Annotated in this window: 16 protein-coding genes; 8 read left to right on the top strand and 8 right to left on the bottom strand. The window is 58.7% G+C overall.

Annotation, left to right across the window (positions count from 1 at the left end; all coding sequences use genetic code 11):
• Positions 1-37: 37 nt before the first annotated feature.
• The 6 genes from LG290_RS13520 to LG290_RS13495 all read left to right on the top strand — a co-directional run bounded on the left by LG290_RS13520 (position 38) and on the right by LG290_RS13495 (position 8300).
• Positions 38-2815, top strand: a complete 2778-nt coding sequence (locus tag LG290_RS13520; protein ID WP_499835245.1) for an aminotransferase class I/II-fold pyridoxal phosphate-dependent enzyme — start codon at positions 38-40, stop codon at positions 2813-2815.
• Positions 2816-3011: 196 nt separating this feature from the next.
• Positions 3012-4493: an NAD-dependent succinate-semialdehyde dehydrogenase gene (locus tag LG290_RS13515; protein ID WP_499835244.1), complete on the top strand. Its 1482-nt coding sequence runs from the start codon at positions 3012-3014 to the stop codon at positions 4491-4493.
• 110 nt (positions 4494-4603) lie between these two features.
• On the top strand, positions 4604-6019 hold the full coding sequence (locus LG290_RS13510) for an aminotransferase (RefSeq protein ID WP_499835243.1): 1416 nt from the start codon (positions 4604-4606) through the stop codon (positions 6017-6019).
• Entirely contained in the window at positions 6009-7046 is a 1038-nt protein-coding gene (gene eutB, locus LG290_RS13505; protein ID WP_499835242.1) for a hydroxyectoine utilization dehydratase EutB, read from the top strand. The genes LG290_RS13510 and eutB overlap by 11 nt, the downstream gene beginning before the upstream one ends.
• 63 nt (positions 7047-7109) lie before the next feature.
• Entirely contained in the window at positions 7110-7787 is a 678-nt protein-coding gene (locus tag LG290_RS13500; RefSeq protein WP_499835241.1) for a haloacid dehalogenase type II, read from the top strand.
• Positions 7788-7859: 72 nt separating this feature from the next.
• Entirely contained in the window at positions 7860-8300 is a 441-nt protein-coding gene (locus tag LG290_RS13495) for a YtoQ family protein (protein WP_160419160.1), read from the top strand.
• A gap of 120 nt (positions 8301-8420) precedes the next feature.
• On the opposite strand, the gene LG290_RS13490 is transcribed toward LG290_RS13495, so the two are convergent.
• The 6 genes from LG290_RS13490 to LG290_RS13465 all read right to left on the bottom strand — a co-directional run bounded on the left by LG290_RS13490 (position 8421) and on the right by LG290_RS13465 (position 11256).
• Positions 8421-9143 (bottom strand): Spy/CpxP family protein refolding chaperone, encoded by a 723-nt coding sequence (locus LG290_RS13490; RefSeq protein WP_499835240.1) that lies wholly within the window; start codon positions 9141-9143, stop codon positions 8421-8423.
• Positions 9144-9297: 154 nt separating this feature from the next.
• On the bottom strand, positions 9298-9735 hold the full coding sequence (locus tag LG290_RS13485) for a DUF411 domain-containing protein (RefSeq protein ID WP_499835239.1): 438 nt from the start codon (positions 9733-9735) through the stop codon (positions 9298-9300).
• Positions 9735-9911, bottom strand: coding sequence for a hypothetical protein (locus LG290_RS13480; RefSeq protein ID WP_499835238.1), 177 nt, complete (start codon positions 9909-9911; stop codon positions 9735-9737). Before LG290_RS13480 ends, LG290_RS13485 begins: the two co-directional genes overlap by 1 nt.
• A 90-nt stretch (positions 9912-10001) precedes the next feature.
• The gene (locus tag LG290_RS13475; protein ID WP_499835237.1) at positions 10002-10301 is read right to left on the bottom strand and encodes a hypothetical protein; all 300 of its coding nucleotides are present in this window, start codon (positions 10299-10301) and stop codon (positions 10002-10004) included.
• A gap of 153 nt (positions 10302-10454) precedes the next feature.
• Complete coding sequence (locus tag LG290_RS13470) at positions 10455-10625, bottom strand: zf-HC2 domain-containing protein (protein WP_499837109.1); 171 nt, start codon at positions 10623-10625, stop codon at positions 10455-10457.
• A gap of 43 nt (positions 10626-10668) precedes the next feature.
• Entirely contained in the window at positions 10669-11256 is a 588-nt protein-coding gene (locus tag LG290_RS13465; protein ID WP_499835236.1) for a sigma-70 family RNA polymerase sigma factor, read from the bottom strand.
• A 96-nt stretch (positions 11257-11352) separates the two neighbouring features.
• On the opposite strand from LG290_RS13465, the gene LG290_RS13460 reads away from it, so the two are divergent.
• Both LG290_RS13460 and LG290_RS13455 read left to right on the top strand, forming a co-directional pair.
• Positions 11353-11940, top strand: a complete 588-nt coding sequence (locus LG290_RS13460) for a TetR/AcrR family transcriptional regulator (RefSeq protein ID WP_499835235.1) — start codon at positions 11353-11355, stop codon at positions 11938-11940.
• 115 nt (positions 11941-12055) lie between these two features.
• Positions 12056-12625 (top strand): carboxymuconolactone decarboxylase family protein, encoded by a 570-nt coding sequence (locus LG290_RS13455; protein ID WP_499835234.1) that lies wholly within the window; start codon positions 12056-12058, stop codon positions 12623-12625.
• 76 nt (positions 12626-12701) lie between these two features.
• Here the strand turns inward: LG290_RS13455 and glgB are convergent, their stop codons facing one another.
• Both glgB and treS read right to left on the bottom strand, forming a co-directional pair.
• Positions 12702-14930 (bottom strand): 1,4-alpha-glucan branching protein GlgB, encoded by a 2229-nt coding sequence (glgB, locus tag LG290_RS13450; RefSeq protein ID WP_499835233.1) that lies wholly within the window; start codon positions 14928-14930, stop codon positions 12702-12704.
• The gene (gene treS / locus LG290_RS13445) at positions 14923-18273 is read right to left on the bottom strand and encodes a maltose alpha-D-glucosyltransferase (RefSeq protein WP_499835232.1); all 3351 of its coding nucleotides are present in this window, start codon (positions 18271-18273) and stop codon (positions 14923-14925) included. Before treS ends, glgB begins: the two co-directional genes overlap by 8 nt.

Here is an 18273-nt window from a genome sequence, read left to right as displayed (position 1 = left end):
TTCCAGACAAATACCGATAAAAAGGATGGGTGTCGTCATGCAAGAGAGCAATCCTACCGAAACGTCCTACACCGCCCTGGGTTTTTATCACAAGATTTCCCAGCTTCGCGCCGACACCTGGAATGCGCTCAAACGTGACCTGGGTATTCTGGTACGGCTCGAGGAGGAGAGTCGCGCCAAGAACCTGATCAAGGCCATCGACGTCAAATTGACCCGCCTGGAGATCATCGAGGATTATCACGCCTTTCCGTCCAAGGAGGACTTTCGGCACCTCTGGACGCTGTTCAATCGCGGTGAATATGCGCTGTTGGATAAAGTGGTCAAGCGTCTGGTCAGAGCCTTGATCAGTGAGTCCTATCGGCGTCGACAAGTCGATCTCTCCGAGACCGATGCCGGGGCCGAAGACCTGGAAACCCTCGATGCCCTCAATCAGTTACGCCGTGGGCACCCGGCTTCCAATAGCTCGGCACAGCCTTATTTCGAGCTTTTGATCGTGGATAATCTTTCCAACCAGGAAGAAGAGGTGGTGCGCGAGGCCTTTCACAACATGCGTCGCCCCGAAGACCGCTTTGTCTATGACGTGGTGACGGTAAAAAGCTTCGAGGATGCGCTGATCGCCATACTGGTCAATCCCAACATCCAGGCGTGCCTGATCCGCTACGAATTTCCCTACAAGTCGAAGTACAACCTCAGTGCCCTGCGTAACTATCTGGAAGGTCTTTCGGAAAAGGAGCTGGAACATCAGACCGAAGCCGAGCGCAGCATTCTGCTCAGCTCGATGATTCACGAGCTACGCCCGGAGATCGATCAGTTTCTGGTCACCAGCGGCGATGTCGAGGCCACGGCGAGTCGCGACATTCAATATTTCAACCGTATCTTCTACCGTGAAACGGATTACATCGAACAGCACCATACTATCCTGCGGGCCATCGACGACCGCTATCGCACGCCGTTCTTCGATGCCTTGCGTGAATACAGCAAAAAGCCCACCGGGGTGTTTCACGCCATGCCCATCTCCCGGGGTAAGTCGGTCACCCGCTCCCACTGGGCGGGGCACATGATCGACTTCTACGGCATCAATATCTTTCTGGCCGAAACCTCGGCGACGTCCGGGGGGCTCGATTCGCTGCTGCAGCCTTACGGGCCGATCAAGAAGGCGCAAGAGTATGCCGCCCGGGCGTTTGGCGCGCGCCGCAGTTTCTTCGTCACCAACGGCACTTCCACCGCCAACAAGATCGTGGTGCAGGCGCTGGTCAAACCACGGGACATCGTGCTGATCGACCGCGACTGTCACAAGTCGCATCACTACGGCATGGTCCTGGCCGGCGCTCATGTCAGCTATCTGGATTCCTACCCGCTCGACGATTACTCCATGTACGGCGCGGTGCCGCTGCGCGACATCAAGAAGACCCTGCTTGCCTACAAGCGCGCCGGGCAGCTGCACAAGGTGAAGATGCTGCTGCTGACCAACTGCACCTTCGACGGTATCGTCTACAACGTGCGCCGGGTGATGGAGGAGTGCCTGGCGATCAAGCCGGACCTGGTATTTCTGTGGGACGAAGCCTGGTTCGCCTTCGCCGGCTTCAACCCCACGTATCGGCCGCGCACCGCCATGAACTCGGCACGTACCTTGCGGTATCGTTATCGCGGCGAAAGTTATCGCGAGGAATACGCCGCCTGGAAAGCCGAGTTCGACAAGCTCGACCCTGATGACGACGCCACCTGGCTCGACCAGCGGCTGATGCCCGACCCGGACCTGGTACGCATTCGTACCTATGCCACTCACTCGACCCACAAGACGCTGACATCCTTGCGTCAAGGTTCGATGATTCACGTCTGGGACCAGGATTTCCGCCAGAAGGTCGAGTCTTCCTTCCATGAAGCCTATATGACCCATACCTCGACTTCACCCAATTATCAGATCGTGGCGTCGCTGGATGTGGGACGTATGCAGGCGGAAATGGAAGGCTTCGAGTTGGTGCACTCCCAGGTCGAGACGGCGCTTTCGCTACGCGAACAGCTCTACAGCCACCCCTTGCTACAGAAGTATTTTCGCGTATTGAAGAACAGCGACATGGTGCCCGAGGCCTACCGCGAATCGGGGGTCGAGTCCTACTACGACCCGGTTACCGGTTGGAACAAGATGGAAGAGGCCTGGGCGCGCGACGAGTTCGTGGTCGATCCCACTCGCGTGACCATCGCCATCGGCAATACCGGGGTCGACGGCGATACCTTCAAGAATGAATACCTGATGAACAAGTACGGTATCCAGATCAACAAGACCTCACGCAACACCGTACTGTTCATGACCAATATCGGCACCACCCGTGGCTCGATCGCCTACCTGCTGGATGTATTGATCAAGCTGGCCAAGGAATTCGAGTATCGCTGGGAGGACAGCAGCCGCCCCGAACGCAAGATCATCGAGCATCAGGTGCATTCCCTGAATCATGAGCTGCCGCCGCTACCGGACTTCAGCCGCTTTCACGATGCTTTCCGGCCCAGTACCGATACCCCCCAGGGCGATATCCGCTGCGCCTACTTTCTTAGCTACGATGAAGAAAATACCGAATACCTGCGCTTCGATAATGGCAAGCTACAGGCGCAGATGCGGGAAGGGCGCGATGTGGTATCGGCAAGCTTCGTGATTCCCTACCCACCGGGCTTTCCGGTGTTAGTGCCGGGGCAGGTGATCAGCGAGGAAATTCTGTATTTCCTTCAGGCGCTGGATGTGACCGAGATCCACGGCTATCGGCCGGAGCTGGGGCTGGTGGTGTTTGCCGAGGAAGCCCTGATCGACCCGGCAGCAGGCTGATGAAACCGGCTCCACCAAAAAAAACCACACTCCAGAGGGGATAGACAAAAAAAGTGCCGCCCAACGGGCGGCCTTTCAAAAACTCTCTTGCCACGAATTGCCTTACCCTGAACACATGCAACGGCCTGCGGGCCGTTCACTTTTTTCCCGCTGCGCACCGATGTCCAACTCGCAGCGAGACCCAGGGGAGGTGCCCATGACACTGTCGACTCGTCTCAGCGATCCACGCCTATTTCGTCAGTATGCTTATATCAATGGCAAATGGACGCACGGTTCAGGTGGCCGCGAAGAGGCTGTGTATGATCCGGCCACCGGCGAAGCGCTGGGGCATATTCCACTGCTTGAAGCCGAGCAGATAACCGCCGCGGTAGACGCCGCCGAAGCGGCCTTCGTGCAGTGGCGGGCGCTACGCGCCGATGAGCGTTGCGAGCGTTTGCTGGCCTGGCACGACCTGCTGCAGGAACACCGCGAAGACCTTGCCATCATCATGACCCTGGAGCAGGGCAAGCCACTGCCCGATGCACGTGGTGAAGTGGAATACGGGGCCAGCTTCATTCGCTGGTTCGCCGAGGAAGGCAAGCGTACCTACGGCGAGACGATTCCCAGCCACATTCCCAATGCGGCCCTGGGGACTCTCAAGGAGCCGGTGGGTATCGCCGCCTTGATCACTCCCTGGAACTTCCCGTTGGCAATGATTACCCGCAAGGCCGCCGCGGCACTGGCCGCGGGCTGCCCGGTGATCGTCAAGCCTGCCAATGAGACGCCGTTCTCTGCCTTGGCCTTGGCGGAACTCGCCGAGCGTGCCGGTATTCCCGATGGCATCTTCAACGTGGTGCTGGGCGATGCGCCGGAAGTCTCCAAGGTGCTGTGTGCAGAACCGCGTATCAAGGCGCTGTCATTCACCGGCTCCACTCGGGTGGGGCGGATTTTGATGGAGCAGAGCGCGCATACCATCAAGCGGCTGTCACTGGAGCTGGGCGGCAATGCGCCCTTCATCGTGGGGCCGGATGTCGACCCTAAGGAGGCGGCGTTTGCGGCGGTGTCGGCCAAGTTCCAGACCGCAGGGCAGGATTGCCTGGCAGCCAACCGCATCCTGGTGCATGAGTCGATTCACGATGAGTTCGTCGAGCATTTCGCTCAGCGAATGTCGGCGCTCACCGTGGGCAATGGTCTGGAAAGCGAAATCGACCTCGGCCCCTTGATTCATGCCCAGGCGGTAGAGAAAGCTTCCGCGATTGTCGACGATGCCATTTCGCGCGGCGCCAAGCTGGTGATGGGTGATCAATCGCAAGCCCCCGGTCCCAACTTCTTCATGCCGGTGTTGCTGACCAACGTCACCCCGCAGATGAAGGTATGGAAGGAAGAGAACTTCGCTCCGGTGGCGGGCATCACCGCTTACGCCAACGATGATGAGGTGATCGAACTGGCCAACGATACTGAATACGGCCTGGCAGCCTATGTGTATACCCATGATATACGGCGTATCTGGCGGCTATTGCGGGCACTCGAATATGGCATGGTCAGTGTCAACTCGGTGAAGATGACTGGCCCGCCGGTGCCCTTCGGCGGCGTCAAACAGTCGGGTCTGGGTCGCGAAGGCGGTGCCACGGGCATCGATGAGTATCTCGAAACCAAGTATTACTGTCTGGGTGCTTTAGGGTCTGTTTCCGGAAGCTAGCTGCGCTCGCAGAATTCCCGAACTGAGTTAATGCTGAACAATATATTAAACAATCACCCCGGTAAGACCGGGGCCTTCATTTAAGAGATTTCATTTAAGAGAAAAGTGCCATGAGCCAGCATCAGGATTTGATCGACCGTGACCGCAAGGTGACCTTCCACGCTTCCACTCATCTGCGTGATTTTGCCCATGGCGACGCGCCGGGACGTGTGATCAGCGGTGGACAGGGCATCAACATCGTGGACAAGGACGGCCGTGAGTTCATCGACGGTTTTGCCGGTCTGTACTGCGTGAATATCGGCTATGGCCGCAAGGAAATCGCCGAGGCGATCTACAATCAGGCCATGGAAATTTCCTATTACCACACCTATGTGGGCCATTCCAACGAGCCGCAGATTGCGCTTTCCGAACGCATCCTGAAAATCGCCGGCATGGGGATGTCCAAGGTCTATTACGGCATGTCCGGCTCGGATGCCAATGAAACCCAGCTCAAGATCGTGCGTTACTACAATAATGTTCTGGGTCGCCCGCAGAAGAAGAAAGTCATTTCGCGGATGCGCGGCTATCACGGCTCGGGTATCGCTTCGGGCTCCTTGACCGGCCTCAAGGCGTTCCACGATCACTTCGACCTGCCTATCGAAACCATTCGCCATACTGAAGCACCGCATTACTACTTGCGCGCTGCTGAGCAGCACGGCATGACCGAGCGTGAATTCTCCGCCTTTTGCGCCCAGAAACTCGAAGCAATGATCCTGGAGGAAGGCCCGGATACCGTCGCCGCCTTCATCGGCGAGCCGGTGCTGGGTACTGGCGGTATCGTGCCGCCGCCGGAAGGCTACTGGGAGCAGGTTCAGGCGGTGCTCAAGAAGTACGATGTGCTGTTGATCGCCGATGAAGTGGTCTGTGGTTTCGGGCGTACAGGCGCTGATTTCGGCAGCCATTTCTACGGGATCAAGCCAGACCTGATCACCATTGCCAAAGGCCTGACCAGCGCCTACCAGCCGCTTTCCGGGGTGATCGTGGGCGATAAGGTATGGAGCGTGCTGGAGCAGGGCACCGGCGAATACGGCCCCATCGGCCATGGTTGGACCTATTCCGGCCATGCGCTGGGCTGTGCGGCGGCTATTGCCAACCTGGATATCATCGAGCATGAAGGCCTGGTGGCCAATGCCGCCGAGACCGGCGCCTACTTCCAGCAACAGCTCAAGGCCACCTTCGGTAACCACCCGCTGCTGGGTGACGTGCGGGGTGTCGGCCTGATGGCGGCGCTCGAGTTTTCTCCGGATGCCGCCGGTCGTGCGCATTTCGACCCGGCGCTGAAAGTCGGCCCGCGTGTGGCCGCCGCCGCCCTGGAAGAAAACCTGATTGCACGCGCCATGCCGCAAGGCGACATTCTGGGCTTCGCACCGCCGCTTACCATCAATCGTAGCGAAGTCGACGAGATGCTCGGACGTGCCAAGCGCGCTGTCGATAAGGTTACCGATGAGCTGGTCAAATCAGGAGATTTGCAAGGTCATGCCGCATGAAGTGAACTCCCCGGACTCGGTGCCCGCAGCATCGAGCCACGGGGTCACCTTGGCTGAGATCTACCACGCCCGGCGGCGCATTGCCGGGTTGGTCACGCGCACGCCGCTGATACGTTCAGCGGCGTTATCGCGTCAATTCGACGCCGAGGTGTTTCTCAAGCTGGAAACCCAGCAACCCACTGGTGCCTTCAAGCTGCGCGGCGCCACCAACATGCTCGCGGCCTTGATCGAGCGCCATGGCCGGGAGGCGCTGGCCAGCGGGGTCACCACCGCATCCACGGGTAACCATGGCCGGGCGGTGGCGTTTGCCGCCGCCCGTCTGGGACTTTCCGCCGTGGTCTGTCTCTCCGAGATGGTGCCGGACAACAAGGTGCGTGCCATCGAAGCGCTGGGAGCCGAAGCCAGACGCTGCGGTGCCGACCAGGACGCGGCTTTCGAAGAGGTCGATCGCCTGGTGGCGAAGGGCATGATCGCGATTCCGCCCTTTGACGACCCCTTGATTGCTGCCGGGCAAGGCACCATCGGGCTTGAACTGATGGAAGATGCGCCCGACCTTGACCGAGTCATCATGGCACTCTCCGGTGGCGGGCTTCTGGGCGGTGTGGGTACGGCAATCAAGGTAATCAATCCAGCGGTGCGTATTGTCGGGGTGAGCCTTTCGCAAGGTGCCGCGATGTGGGAAAGCCTCAAGGCAGGCCATCCGGTGGATGTCGAGGAAACCCCGAGCCTTGCCGATTCGCTCGGCGGCGGCATCGGTAAGCATAACCGCTGTACCCTTGCGATTGTGCGTGAGGTGATGGATGAGCATTACCAGGCATCGGAAACCGCCATTGCCCATGCCATGGTCAAACTGCTGGCACAAGAGAAGATATTGGTGGAAGGGGGTGGCGCCATCGGTCTGGCGGCCCTGGAGGAACATCGCATCGATATTAGCGGGCAGCGGGTGGCGCTGCTAGTCTCGGGTAACGGGGTTTCGCTGGAAACCTTCGATCGTGCTCGAGCCATGACCGAAAGTGCTTCCCAATGAGTTTTTTGTCATGAAAGCTTGGCGAAAAGCCTGAACTATTTAGCTGAAATAAAGGAGCTTTCCATGCAACCAGTTATCGCGTTGGATGTATACGGTACCTTGATTGACACCCAGGGCGTCACCGTGGAACTCGAACGGCGCTTGAAACAGCCTGAAAAAGCGCTGGAATTTGCTCGTCGCTGGCGCGAAAAGCAACTCGAATACAGTTTTCGACGCGGGCTGATGGGTGCTTACGTACCGTTTTCCGAGTGCACCCGCGATGCCCTGTTGTTCACCGACCGCTCCATGCAGACGGGACTTTCCGAAAACGACCATGACCACCTGATGGCAAGCTACGCCGAACTACCCGCGTTCGCCGATGTAGCGCCCGCGCTGGACAAGTTTCATCAGGCGGGAATGCGCTGCGTGGCATTTTCCAACGGCACCCGGGAGGCGGTGGAAAAATTGCTGGATCGTGCCGGGGTGAAATCACACATGGATGACATCATCAGCGTCGATGAGATCAAGCGGTTCAAGCCCGACCCGGTGGTATATGCCCATCTGCGCGATCGCCTGGAAGCCCGTCCAGAACATACTTGGCTGGTGTCGAGTAATGCCTTTGACGTGATAGGCGCCACTCATGCCGGCTTGCGTAGTGCCTGGGTGCGGCGTAGCCCGGAAGCGCCTTTCGACCCCTGGGCCATCGAACCGAGCATGACCGTGGCCGACCTGGAAGAGCTGGCGGACCGCGTGATTGCTTGAAGGTTCGCTGCGTTCCTGGCTATCATGCCGAACCCTTCGAAGCGTTTTACTGAAAAAATACAAGGAACCAGCATGAGCTTTTATGTCTACCTGTCCGGCGAGATTCATACCGATTGGCGCGAGCAGATTGCCCAAGGCGCCGAGGCTGCCGGTCTGGATGTGGTGTTCACGTCGCCGGTGACTGATCACGACGCCAGTGACGCCGCCGGCGATCATCTGGGTGAGGAAGGCAATCAATTCTGGCGCGACCATAAATCATCCAAGGTCAACGCCATCCGCACGCGGACCCTGATCGAGCAGAGTGATTTGGTAGTGGTACGCTTCGGCGACAAATACAAGCAGTGGAATGCCGCCTTCGATGCGGGGTATTGCGCGGCACTCGACAAGCCTTATATCACCTTGCATGGCGAGGAAATCATTCATCCGCTCAAGGAAGTCGATGCCGCCGCCATGGCATGGGCCACGACCCCCGAGCAGGTGGTAGAGATATTGCGTTACGTCACTCGCGCCTGAGATTAATCGTTTTCTCCCGGTTGCAGATCAGCCCCATTGTCTCTTGGAAGAAAGGAAAAGGCGACCTATGGAGTGGCCGTCTATTTAATTATATTTTTCAAAAGCTTACTGCTTTTACTGCTACTGAGTGTTGGAACCAGCGGATGGGGACGCACCCCCCTGCATGGAGGAGCCTCTGTTCTGAAGTTGCTGACGCTGCTCATCGCTCAGCAGTTCCTCCATATCATTGCGATGACGTATATGTTCAGCGAGCATTTCGCCACGCAATTCGGCCATACGGCTATGGATTTTCTCCACCTCTTCGGGATCGGGGCGAGACTGGTGCATTGCCGCCATCATCTCGTCGCGCAGGTTCATCAACCGGCCCATGCGGGCGAACTGGGCGGGACGATATTCCTCTTTCAGCGCTCGCAACTGCTCACGCTGTTCAGGGTCGGCCTGCAGCATCATGCCCATCCCGGCGCTGTCCATTCCGTCCATTCCGCCCATCATGGGACAAGGCATATCCATTATGCCGCCCATCATGCCGGGACCCATGCCTTGGCCACCGCCCATCATGCCTTGCTGCATGCCCTGGCCGCCTTGGCCACCGCCCATCATGCCTTGCTGCATGCCCTGGCCGCCTTGGCCACCGCCCATCATGCCTTGCTGCATGCCCTGGCCGCCTTGGCCACCGCCCATCATGCCTTGCTGCATGCCCTGGCCGCCTTGGCCACCACCCATCATGCCTTGTGCAAGAACGATGCTGGAACCGGCGCTAAACGAAACGGCCAAGCCGAGCGCAAGAGCCTGTTTGGAAAAACGCTTAAGAAAGTTTTTTGGCAAGCTATTGAATAGTTTCATTATTTATCTCCTTTCGGGCGCGTCAGCCCATTATGTCAGTGTCGTTGAACACCTTGTGGCGGGATGCCACGAGATAAGTATGGCTGCCTCAGCTCGTTACGCGATGTTGTGATCGAGCCGAGGCGAAAAATAGCCGAAAACTTGCTGCTGATGCCTAAAGTGTCATGAAGGGTTGTGATTCCTGATCAGTGAATTGGTAGACATCCCAAGGTGCCTGTTGAGGGCCGGGCATCCCCGGCGTGCCGATAGGCATGCCCGCCAAGCCGATGCCGTCGATGTCGGGTCGTTGCTCGAACAGTGCCTCGACGGCAACCAGAGGCACATGGCCTTCAATGGCATAATCACCCATCAGCGTGGTGTGACAGGAACCAAGGCCGTAGGGCAAACCGGCTTCCATCTTGATGCTGCCCACCTCGACATCATCGACGATGGTAACGCTGACACCCAAACTTTCCAGATGACGGGCATAGGCATCGCAGCAGCCACATTGCGGGTTCTTGTAGAGAGTCGCTTCGCTCGGCAGGGCGGCTTGCGCTGTACCGGCCGTCATCAAGGCGGTGGATAGAACGAGGGCGGTAATAGGACGGTTCATTAGCTAGCTCCCTTGGAAGAGGAATCTGCGGAAGAGGAGGAGTCTACGGAGGAAGAAGAAAAAAGATATTTGGCCAGTGCGGCGATACTTAAGCCTAATAGGCTGAGCATGACGATAGGCAACAGCCAGCCTAACCAGCCCATGCTACCCATGGCGTTGAAACATGCAGTCATCATGATGTAACTCCTGACGAACGGGGAATATGCGAAATATTCTTTCAGGAAGCGCGAGTGCTTCCGCAACTGATAGAGATGTCAGTTGTTCGTTCAGGCTTTGGGAGGTCGGCGCGGGGGAGGAGGCGTGTGAACGTCAACGGCCATCAAGGGAGCGATGGCCAGGAAATTGGGAACGTCTATAGTAAAAATACCCGTTGAGGTGAGGGCGGCACAGGCGGCGCAGCCTTCATGGGTATCCAGCATCTCTACTTGGGTAGGGGTACAATCGATGAAGCAGGCATCCATGCTCGCATGCGCCGGCAAGCTGCTCAATGACAGCACCAGCACCAGAAATAACGCCAGCAGGCGGCTATTTCGTAGGCGAAGCGGTGGTATCCCAAACCCCTTCATCGAGAATTCCTCATAGAATGTTCTGCTAGTAAACCCGTTTTTTGTATTGACTTCAATGCGCCAGCGCAAGAAATGCAGCGACATATTGCTGGAAACTTTCTGTTCAGTACTCAATGCACAATAGCCACGAAGAAGCATGGCAACAATGAATTATCACTTCATGGATGGCTTTTTGTGCGTGTTTACTGCCGGGTGACGCTCACCCACCTGGTGAAGCAGGTCGAATTGACGATTGCACTGGCTACAGGCGCCACACATCGAAAGATGCAAGCGCAGCGATATACGTTCCTGCCAGCTCAGTGGACGGTCCAAACGTTGAGACATCAGCTCTGTGGCGCGTTGGCACATGATCATGCTGTATTCCTCCTCAAGTTGATTCTTCCTGGAGCCAGCCGTGCTCGATACAGGTACGCAGGCGTAGCCGCGCGCGGTACAGGATGACCCAGCAGTTGTTTTCCTTGAGGCCGGTCTCCTTGCATATCTCCTGGGTCGAGAGCCCCATCAATTCCCGCAACGAAAATACCCGGGCAATGGTGTCCGGCAGGGCGGTCATGCAGGCATCGAACACTTGCCAGAAATGTTCGTTTTCGAACACGGCATCCGGTTCGCCCCAGCGGCTAGGGCGGGCATTAGGTTGCCAGCGTCCGTTTTCCTGAAACAGGCGATCGAGCAGGTCGTCGCTGATATCGTCGTTCATCGGCTGCCAGGTACCTTGGCGTTTCTGGGCGCGAAGCCCATCAAGAATCTTGTATTTCAATATGCCGAACACCCAGGTTTCATAGCCGGAGCGGCCTTCGAAATCATTGGCTTTTTCATGGGCGGTAAGCAGCGCTTCCTGGACCACATCTTCTGCCAGGGTGGCATTGCGTAAATGCAACCTGGCAAAAGCTATTAAACGCGGGCGCACCGCTTCAAGGCGCTTTTGATTCTCGAAAGAGGAGGCTTGATGCAACATGAGAGAGCGGCTCTGTGGAGAAAAATGGAAATTGGCAACATCTGTCGTGTGACGCTACGGTTTGCATTATGGAACGATTGGTTTTAAAGTCCAGCCATGACAAGAGGACGCCCCCTAGCATTCAGCCCCGACCAAGCTATTGCCCAGGCAATGCAGGTCTTCTGGGCACAAGGTTACAATAGTGCATCCACCCGCGATCTGCTGGCGGCCATGCAGATCTCGCGCAGCAGCCTGTATCAGGCTTTCGGCAACAAGGAACAGCTGTTTCTTGAAGCGCTGCATCGTTACCGCGACAACCTGGTAGCAAGACTGCAGCGGATGCTGACGGCTTCACCGAGTGCATTTGCCTTCATCGAAGGCTTGTTTCGCGACACTGCCCGGGATGCCTGCAGCGAGCGTGCTGCCCTGGGATGCTTGATTTTCAATTCCGCCAGTGAGCTGGGCCAGCGTGGCGACGCCCCCTCGCGTGAGGCCGCTGTTGCCGTTGCGGCGATCAGGCAGCTTTTCCACCAGGCGGTGCTTCAGGCCCAGGAGGAAGGCGATATCGACGCGGGTCGAGATGCCGCCATGCTGGCCAATTACCTGACGCTTTCGATGGCCGGGCTGCGCACGCTACTCAAGAGCGGCGCCAGTGCCGAAGATGCCGGCGGCGCGGTAGAGCAGGTGTTGACAGGGCTTCGCTGAAAAATACCTGCACTGAAGAGCGAGAAAAAGCACGCTTGAAATAATCCATTTGGTATTTTTGGATCGATTGTTCCATATTTATTATCGCCCATCCAACAACAGCAAGGAAACTACCATGACAGCCGAATATAAAATGAAGCTAGCCCCGCAAACCCTCGATAACGCCGATGCCAAGGCCAAGCCGTTGCTGGAGAAAGCCAACGCCAAACTGGGGTTCGTACCCAACATGTACCAGGCCATGGCCAAGGCGCCGGGGGTGCTGGATACCTATTTGCACGGGTATGATCTGTTCCGTGAGGAGTCAGGTTTTGCCCCGCCCGAGCAGGAAGTGGTGTTTCTCACCATCAGCCGCCTGAATGGCTGCAGCTACTGCATGTCGGCGCATAGCATGCTGGGCGAAAAGGTCTCTCAGGTACCGTCCGAGGTGATAAAGGCGCTGCGCAATGACCAGCCGATTCCCGATGAGCGTCTGGCCGCCTTGAGCCAGTTCACCCAGGTCATTTTCGATACCCGAGGCAAGCCGGACAACGCCGATGTAAAAGCGTTTCTGGAGGCGGGGTTTGAAGAGCAGCATGTGATGCAGATTGTGCTCGCCATGGCGGTGAAGACCCTGAGCAACTACTCGAATCATATCAATCATCCTGAGCTGGATGACGCCTTTGCCGATTACGCCTGGGAAGGTTGAAGCGGATAGAGTGATTAAAGATAGCTTGCCCTGACTCGGCATTGAGTCAGGGTTGCCTCGTGCCAGCCTACCCAGCTTATTCTCGGAGCGCTTCAGTCGGGCGTAGCATCAATACCCCCAGCGGTGGCAGCGTCAATTCCAGGCTGGCGATCTGACCGTGCAAGGGAGCATCGGCGGCTGTCAGCCGGCCCATGTTACCCAAGTTCGATCCTCCATAGCATTCGGCGTCGCTGTTGAATATCTCTTCCCACCCCCCTGCCTGGGGTACCCCTAGCCGATAGTCGATGCGAGGCACCGGCGTCATGTTGGCGACCACCAGCAGCGGTTCGCCCGTGGCGCTTACCCGCAGCCAGGCAAAGACGCTGTTGATATCATCGTTACCCACCACCCATATGAAGCCTTGCGGCTCGCTGTCGCATTCATGCAGGGCGGGCTGTTCCGCGTAGAGGCGATTGAGATCGCAGAGCAGCCGGCGAACGCCGACATGGCGGGGCTCGCCGAGTAGCGACCAGTCGAGTTCACGGTCATGGCTCCACTCGCGCCACTGGCCGAATTCACAGCCCATGAACAACAGCTTCTTGCCGGGCTGGGACCACATGACGGAAAGATAGGCGCGCAGGTTGGCGAATTGCTGCCACTCATCGCCGGGCATCTTGCCGATCAACGACCCCTTGCCATGTACCACCTCGTCGTGAGAGATCGGCAGCACGTAGTGTTCGGAAAACGCATAAATCATGGGGAAGGTCATGTCGTGATGCGAGTAGGCGCGATATACCGGATCCTTGGCGATGTACTCCAGGGTGTCGTGCATCCAACCCATGTTCCATTTATAGGCAAAGCCCAACCCGCCCTCGGCGGTCGGCTGGGTAACCCCGGGCCAGGCGGTGGATTCCTCGGCAATCACCACCGCGCCAGGAACTTCTTCGGCAACCACATCGTTGAGGTGACGCAGAAAGTCGATCGCCTCGAGGTTTTCATGGCCGCCGTACTTGTTGGGAATCCACTCGCCCTCGTTGCGCGAATAGTTGCGGTAGAGCATCGAGGCGACGGCATCGACGCGCAACGCATCGACATGGAAATGCCGCAGCCAGTGCAGCGCCGAGGCGAGCATGAAGCCGTGTACTTCACGCCTGCCCAGGTTGTAGATGTAGGTGTCCCAGTCCTGATGGAAACCCTCGAAAGGGTGCTCGTACTCATACAGGGCGGTGCCGTCGAAACGCGCCAGACCGTGGGGGTCGGTGGGAAAGTGCGCCGGTACCCAGTCGAGAATCACACCGAGTCCTGCGCGGTGGCATTCGTCGACGAAATAGGCGAAGTCCTTGGGCGTGCCGAAGCGTGCGCTGGGCGCAAACTGGCTCAGCGGTTGGTAACCCCAGGAGCCGCCAAAGGGGTGTTCCATGATCGGCAGCAACTCGACATGTGTGAAACCCATTTCCACGACATAAGGGATCAAATGCTCGACCATGTCGCGCCAGCTGTACATCTCGCCGTTGTCGCCGCCGTGCTTGCGCCATGAAGCGGCATGCACTTCGTAGACACTGATCGGCCGGGTAGGTTGGTGCGACTCGTCGCGTTGCGCGATCCATTTTTCGTCATGCCAGACAAAGGGCGTGGTATCGGCGACCACCGAAGCGGTATTGGGGGGAGCTTCGGTGGCCAGAGCCACCGGGTCGGCGCGTAGCCCGAGGGTGCCGTGGGCATCGAGTATTTCGTACTTGTACGACGTTCCCGGGCCGAGGCGTGGGATGAACAATTCCCACACCCCGGCGGGATGGCGCAGGCGCATCACATGGCGGCGCCCGTCCCAGTGGTTGAAAGGTCCCACCACCGAGACGCGTTGCGCATTGGGCGCCCAGACGGCGAAACGCACTCCGCTGACGCCGTCCACTTGCATGGGTTGAGCCCCCAGGCAGTGGCCCAAGTCACGATGGTTGCCTTCGCCGATCAGGTAAAGATCCATCTCGCCGAGCAGCAGGTCAAAGCTGTACGGGTCTTCGGTCAGCTGTTCACCATCGGGCCAGCGGATGCGCAGCAGGTAAGGGGCGGCATGCGGCAACCGAGCGGCGAACAGCCCGGGAATCTGGATGGCCGTCAGGCAGCAGCGAAAAGTCCCGTCTTCGCGGTCAAGCACATCAACACCCAAGGCACCGGGCAGGAAAGCCCGCAGCAGACTGCCTTCCTCGGTGTCGTGAATGCCGAGCAGCGAAAAAGGATTGCGGTGCGACCCCTTTGCCAGCGCCTCGGCATCATCCTCCGACAGCCACAGGGTGCGATCCAGCATGGGTCTGGCAGTAAAATCATTCATGGGGTTCTCCTGAGCTCAATTGTTCGACAATGGAGGCCAGGCCACGTAACGGTACCCCCAGCCAGGCGGGGCGATTGGCGGCTTCGTAGGCGATCTCGTAGGCGGTCTTTTCGAGTACGAATAGATCGACCGCTGCGGCTGCTCCACTGGTCTGCTTCCATTCGTGGGGCATATCGAGCGTGGCCTGCCAGTAGGCATTCAAGAACGCCTGGCGTCCCTTGAGCAGATACTGTTCCGTTACGTCGTGGCCGGTATCGGCTTGCGCTTCGGTGCCTTCATGGCCGGTTTGCGCTTCCTCGACCTTGGCGTAGGCGTAAGCGAACGAGCGCAACATCCCGGCAACGTCTCTAAGCGGGCTGTCCTTGGCGCGACGCTCCTCCAGCGGCCGGGCCGGCTCGCCCTCGAAGTCGATAATGTAGGCGTCGTCATGCGCCACCAGTACCTGACCGAGATGCAGGTCGCCATGAATACGAGTGATCAGGCTGCCTTCGGCAAGCGCCGCCATCGTCTCTATGGAAGCCAGCAAGTTATCGCGCTGGGCCAGAATCTTATCGGCCAGTTGCTGTTCGGCTTCGCCAGCAGCGCTTTTGTGATGCTCGAGCAATTCCAGCGCTTCCTCGACGCGTTCACGTACGCGCTGCGTCCAGAGCTCCACCTGGGATTCATCGGCGATCATGGGGGCAAAAGCCGGATCGTCGCTGGGCGACGCCAGCACCATGTGCAGCTCGCCCAAACGCCGGCCCAGGGTGATGGTGAAATCTTCAAGCTCATTGAAGGCGCCGTAGCCTGTCTCTTCGCGGCTGGTATCCCGCCTGCGCTCACTATCGGCTACCGCTTCACGAATCGCCCGCCCCAGGGTGTTACGGGTCCAGGACCAGGCGTCGCCCTGGTTATCGATGTAGCCTTGCAGGATCATCAGCGTCTGCGGGGTGCCTTGGTCGTCGAAGCGGGTCACCTCGCCATGCAGTGGTGCAATATGCGCAAAGCCCCGCTCGGTGAGGTAGCGTCCGATTTCCGCCTCGGGGTGCAGGCCCGGTTCCAGGCGCCGGAACAACTTGAGTACCAACTGACGATTGATGATCACCGAACTGTTGGATTGCTCCGCGGCCTGTTGCACCACCTCCGGTTGCTCGGGAAGCGCAAGCTCGCTAAAGGCCGTGGTGGGCAGAAAGCATATTTCGCCGGCATCGCAAGGCAGGCGGGTTTCCTGGCGCATGGCATCGAGCACTGCCAGGGTGAAGGCGTCCAGAGTGAGGGCGTCGGTCAGAAGTCCTACCTCATGGAAGCGGCGTACCCGCGCCATGGCGAGCTGCTGCGGCAGGGCGCTGGTCTGCTCTTCCTCACTCAGAAATGCCAGCGGTAACTGATAACGCTCGCTGCCCTGGGCATGATCGACGTCCAGTTCACTGATCAGCAAAGTGTGTCGGTTGTGCTCCAAGCGAGCCACGTAGAGTATCTTTACCTGCTTGATGCGCGCCTGCTTGGCGGCGAACCAGCGCCGCTTGGGCAGGTAGTTGGGCAATGTTTCACGTTCGAGCAGCTGCCTGGGTGTCGCCTCGAAAATCTCTTCCAGGTGACGTTTTATGATCAGGGTGACGTAGTCTGGCATCGGTTCGGGTACCGGGACGTGCCACTCCGGCATGGCGGTTTCCGGGGCCAGCAGGAACCAGAAGAAGCCATAGGGCGGCAAGGTCAGCAGGTAAGGCAGCTTGCCGACCGGTGGGAAGGCGCTGCCACCAACCATTTCCACCGGCACCTGGCCGGCGAAAGCGGAAAGGTCGAGTTCCACCGCCTGGGCGGTACGTGCCACGTTGGCCACGCACAGCAGCGTTTCCGTCTCACCGTTGTCCAGCGTCATCTCGCGCAGGTAAGCGAGGATATGCCGGTTGGCCGGGTAGAGCGGACGCATGGTGCCGCGGCTGAAGGCGCGGTGCTGGCTGCGCACCACCAGCAATCGCCGCATGTTGTTGAGCAGCGAATGCGAGTCGCGCACCTGAGCCTCGACGTTGACGGTCTGGTAGCCGTAAAGCGGGTCCATGATCGGCGGCAAAACCAAGCTTGCCGGATCGGCGCGGGAAAAACCGCCGTTACGATCCACCGACCACTGCATCGGGGTACGCACGCCGTCCCGGTCGCCGAGATAGATATTATCGCCCATGCCGATCTCGTCGCCGTAATACAGCACCGGCGTGCCCGGCATCGACAGCAGCAGGCTGTTGAGCAGTTCGATCCGCCTGCGGTCGCGCTCGAGTAGCGGTGCCAGGCGACGCCGAATCCCCAGGTTGATGCGTGCCCGGCGGTCGGAAGCGTAGTGGTTCCAGAGATAGTCGCGCTCCTTGTCGGTGACCATCTCCAAGGTCAGCTCGTCGTGGTTGCGCAGGAATATCGCCCACTGACAGGTGGCGGGAATCTCCGGGGTCTGGCGCAGGATGTCGGTAATCGGGAAGCGGTCTTCCTGGGCCAGGGCCATGTACATGCGCGGCATCAGCGGGAAGTGAAACGCCATATGGCACTCGTCGCCGTCGCCGAAGTAGGGTCGGGTATCCTCCGGCCACTGGTTGGCTTCGGCAAGCAGCATGCGATCGGGGTAGCGCTCGTCGATCACCGCCCGGATCTTCTTGAGTACCACATGGGTCTCGGGCAGGTTTTCGTTGTTGGTGCCTTCGCGCTCGACCAGATAGGGAATGGCGTCCAGGCGCAGGCCGTCGACGCCCATGTCGAGCCAGTACGCCATCACCTTGAGCACTTCATCGAGTACCTGAGGGTTGTCGAAATTGAGATCCGGCTGGTGGGAATAGAAGCGGTGCCAGTAGTAGGCGCCGGCCACCGGGTCCCAGCTCCAGTTGGAGGACTCGGTGTCGAGAAAGATGATCCGCGTGCCCGGGTACTTCAGATCGGTATCCGACCAGACGTAGAAGTCACGTTCCGGTGAGCCCGGCGGCGCTTGTCTGGCGCGCTGAAACCATTCGTGCTGGTCGGAGGTGTGGTTGATGACCAGCTCGGTGAGTACGCGCAGGCCGCGCCGATGTGCCTCCTCGATGAAGCGTTGCGCATCCTGAAGGGTGCCGTAATCGGGGCTGACGCTGGTGTATTCGGCAATATCGTAGCCGTCGTCGCGACGTGGCGAGGGATAGAACGGTAATATCCAGATCGTGTTCACGCCCAACTCAACGATATAGTCGAGCTTCTGGATCAACCCTTCGAAGTCGCCGATGCCGTCGTCATTGGCGTCGAAAAACGCCTTGACGTGCACCTGATAGATCACTGCGTCCTTGTACCAGAGGGGATCGTCAAGGAAATCAATGGCCTCGACGGCGTGTGTTTCGCTGCTGGCATCCATCAT

The organism is Halomonas sediminis (genome assembly GCF_044871105.1).
Classification (GTDB): Bacteria; Pseudomonadota; Gammaproteobacteria; order Pseudomonadales; family Halomonadaceae; genus Vreelandella; species Vreelandella zhuhanensis.
The sequence above is the reverse complement of the archived record's forward strand: the minus strand, read 5'-3'. Positions and strand labels throughout refer to the sequence as shown.

Bases quoted from the DNA above. Each gene is read 5' to 3' on its own strand.
- LG290_RS13520 (WP_499835245.1), top strand. From the start codon at position 38: ATGCAAGAGAGCAATCCTACCGAAACGTCCTACACCGCCCTGGGTTTT.
- LG290_RS13515 (WP_499835244.1), top strand. From the start codon at position 3,012: ATGACACTGTCGACTCGTCTCAGCGATCCACGCCTATTTCGTCAGTAT.
- LG290_RS13510 (WP_499835243.1), top strand. From the start codon at position 4,604: ATGAGCCAGCATCAGGATTTGATCGACCGTGACCGCAAGGTGACCTTC.
- eutB (WP_499835242.1), top strand. From the start codon at position 6,009: ATGCCGCATGAAGTGAACTCCCCGGACTCGGTGCCCGCAGCATCGAGC.
- LG290_RS13500 (WP_499835241.1), top strand. From the start codon at position 7,110: ATGCAACCAGTTATCGCGTTGGATGTATACGGTACCTTGATTGACACC.
- LG290_RS13495 (WP_160419160.1), top strand. From the start codon at position 7,860: ATGAGCTTTTATGTCTACCTGTCCGGCGAGATTCATACCGATTGGCGC.
- LG290_RS13490 (WP_499835240.1), bottom strand. From the start codon at position 9,143: ATGAAACTATTCAATAGCTTGCCAAAAAACTTTCTTAAGCGTTTTTCC.
- LG290_RS13485 (WP_499835239.1), bottom strand. From the start codon at position 9,735: ATGAACCGTCCTATTACCGCCCTCGTTCTATCCACCGCCTTGATGACG.
- LG290_RS13480 (WP_499835238.1), bottom strand. From the start codon at position 9,911: ATGATGACTGCATGTTTCAACGCCATGGGTAGCATGGGCTGGTTAGGC.
- LG290_RS13475 (WP_499835237.1), bottom strand. From the start codon at position 10,301: ATGAAGGGGTTTGGGATACCACCGCTTCGCCTACGAAATAGCCGCCTG.
- LG290_RS13470 (WP_499837109.1), bottom strand. From the start codon at position 10,625: ATGTCTCAACGTTTGGACCGTCCACTGAGCTGGCAGGAACGTATATCG.
- LG290_RS13465 (WP_499835236.1), bottom strand. From the start codon at position 11,256: ATGTTGCATCAAGCCTCCTCTTTCGAGAATCAAAAGCGCCTTGAAGCG.
- LG290_RS13460 (WP_499835235.1), top strand. From the start codon at position 11,353: ATGACAAGAGGACGCCCCCTAGCATTCAGCCCCGACCAAGCTATTGCC.
- LG290_RS13455 (WP_499835234.1), top strand. From the start codon at position 12,056: ATGACAGCCGAATATAAAATGAAGCTAGCCCCGCAAACCCTCGATAAC.
- glgB (WP_499835233.1), bottom strand. From the start codon at position 14,930: ATGAATGATTTTACTGCCAGACCCATGCTGGATCGCACCCTGTGGCTG.
- treS (WP_499835232.1), bottom strand. From the start codon at position 18,273: ATGATGGATGCCAGCAGCGAAACACACGCCGTCGAGGCCATTGATTTC.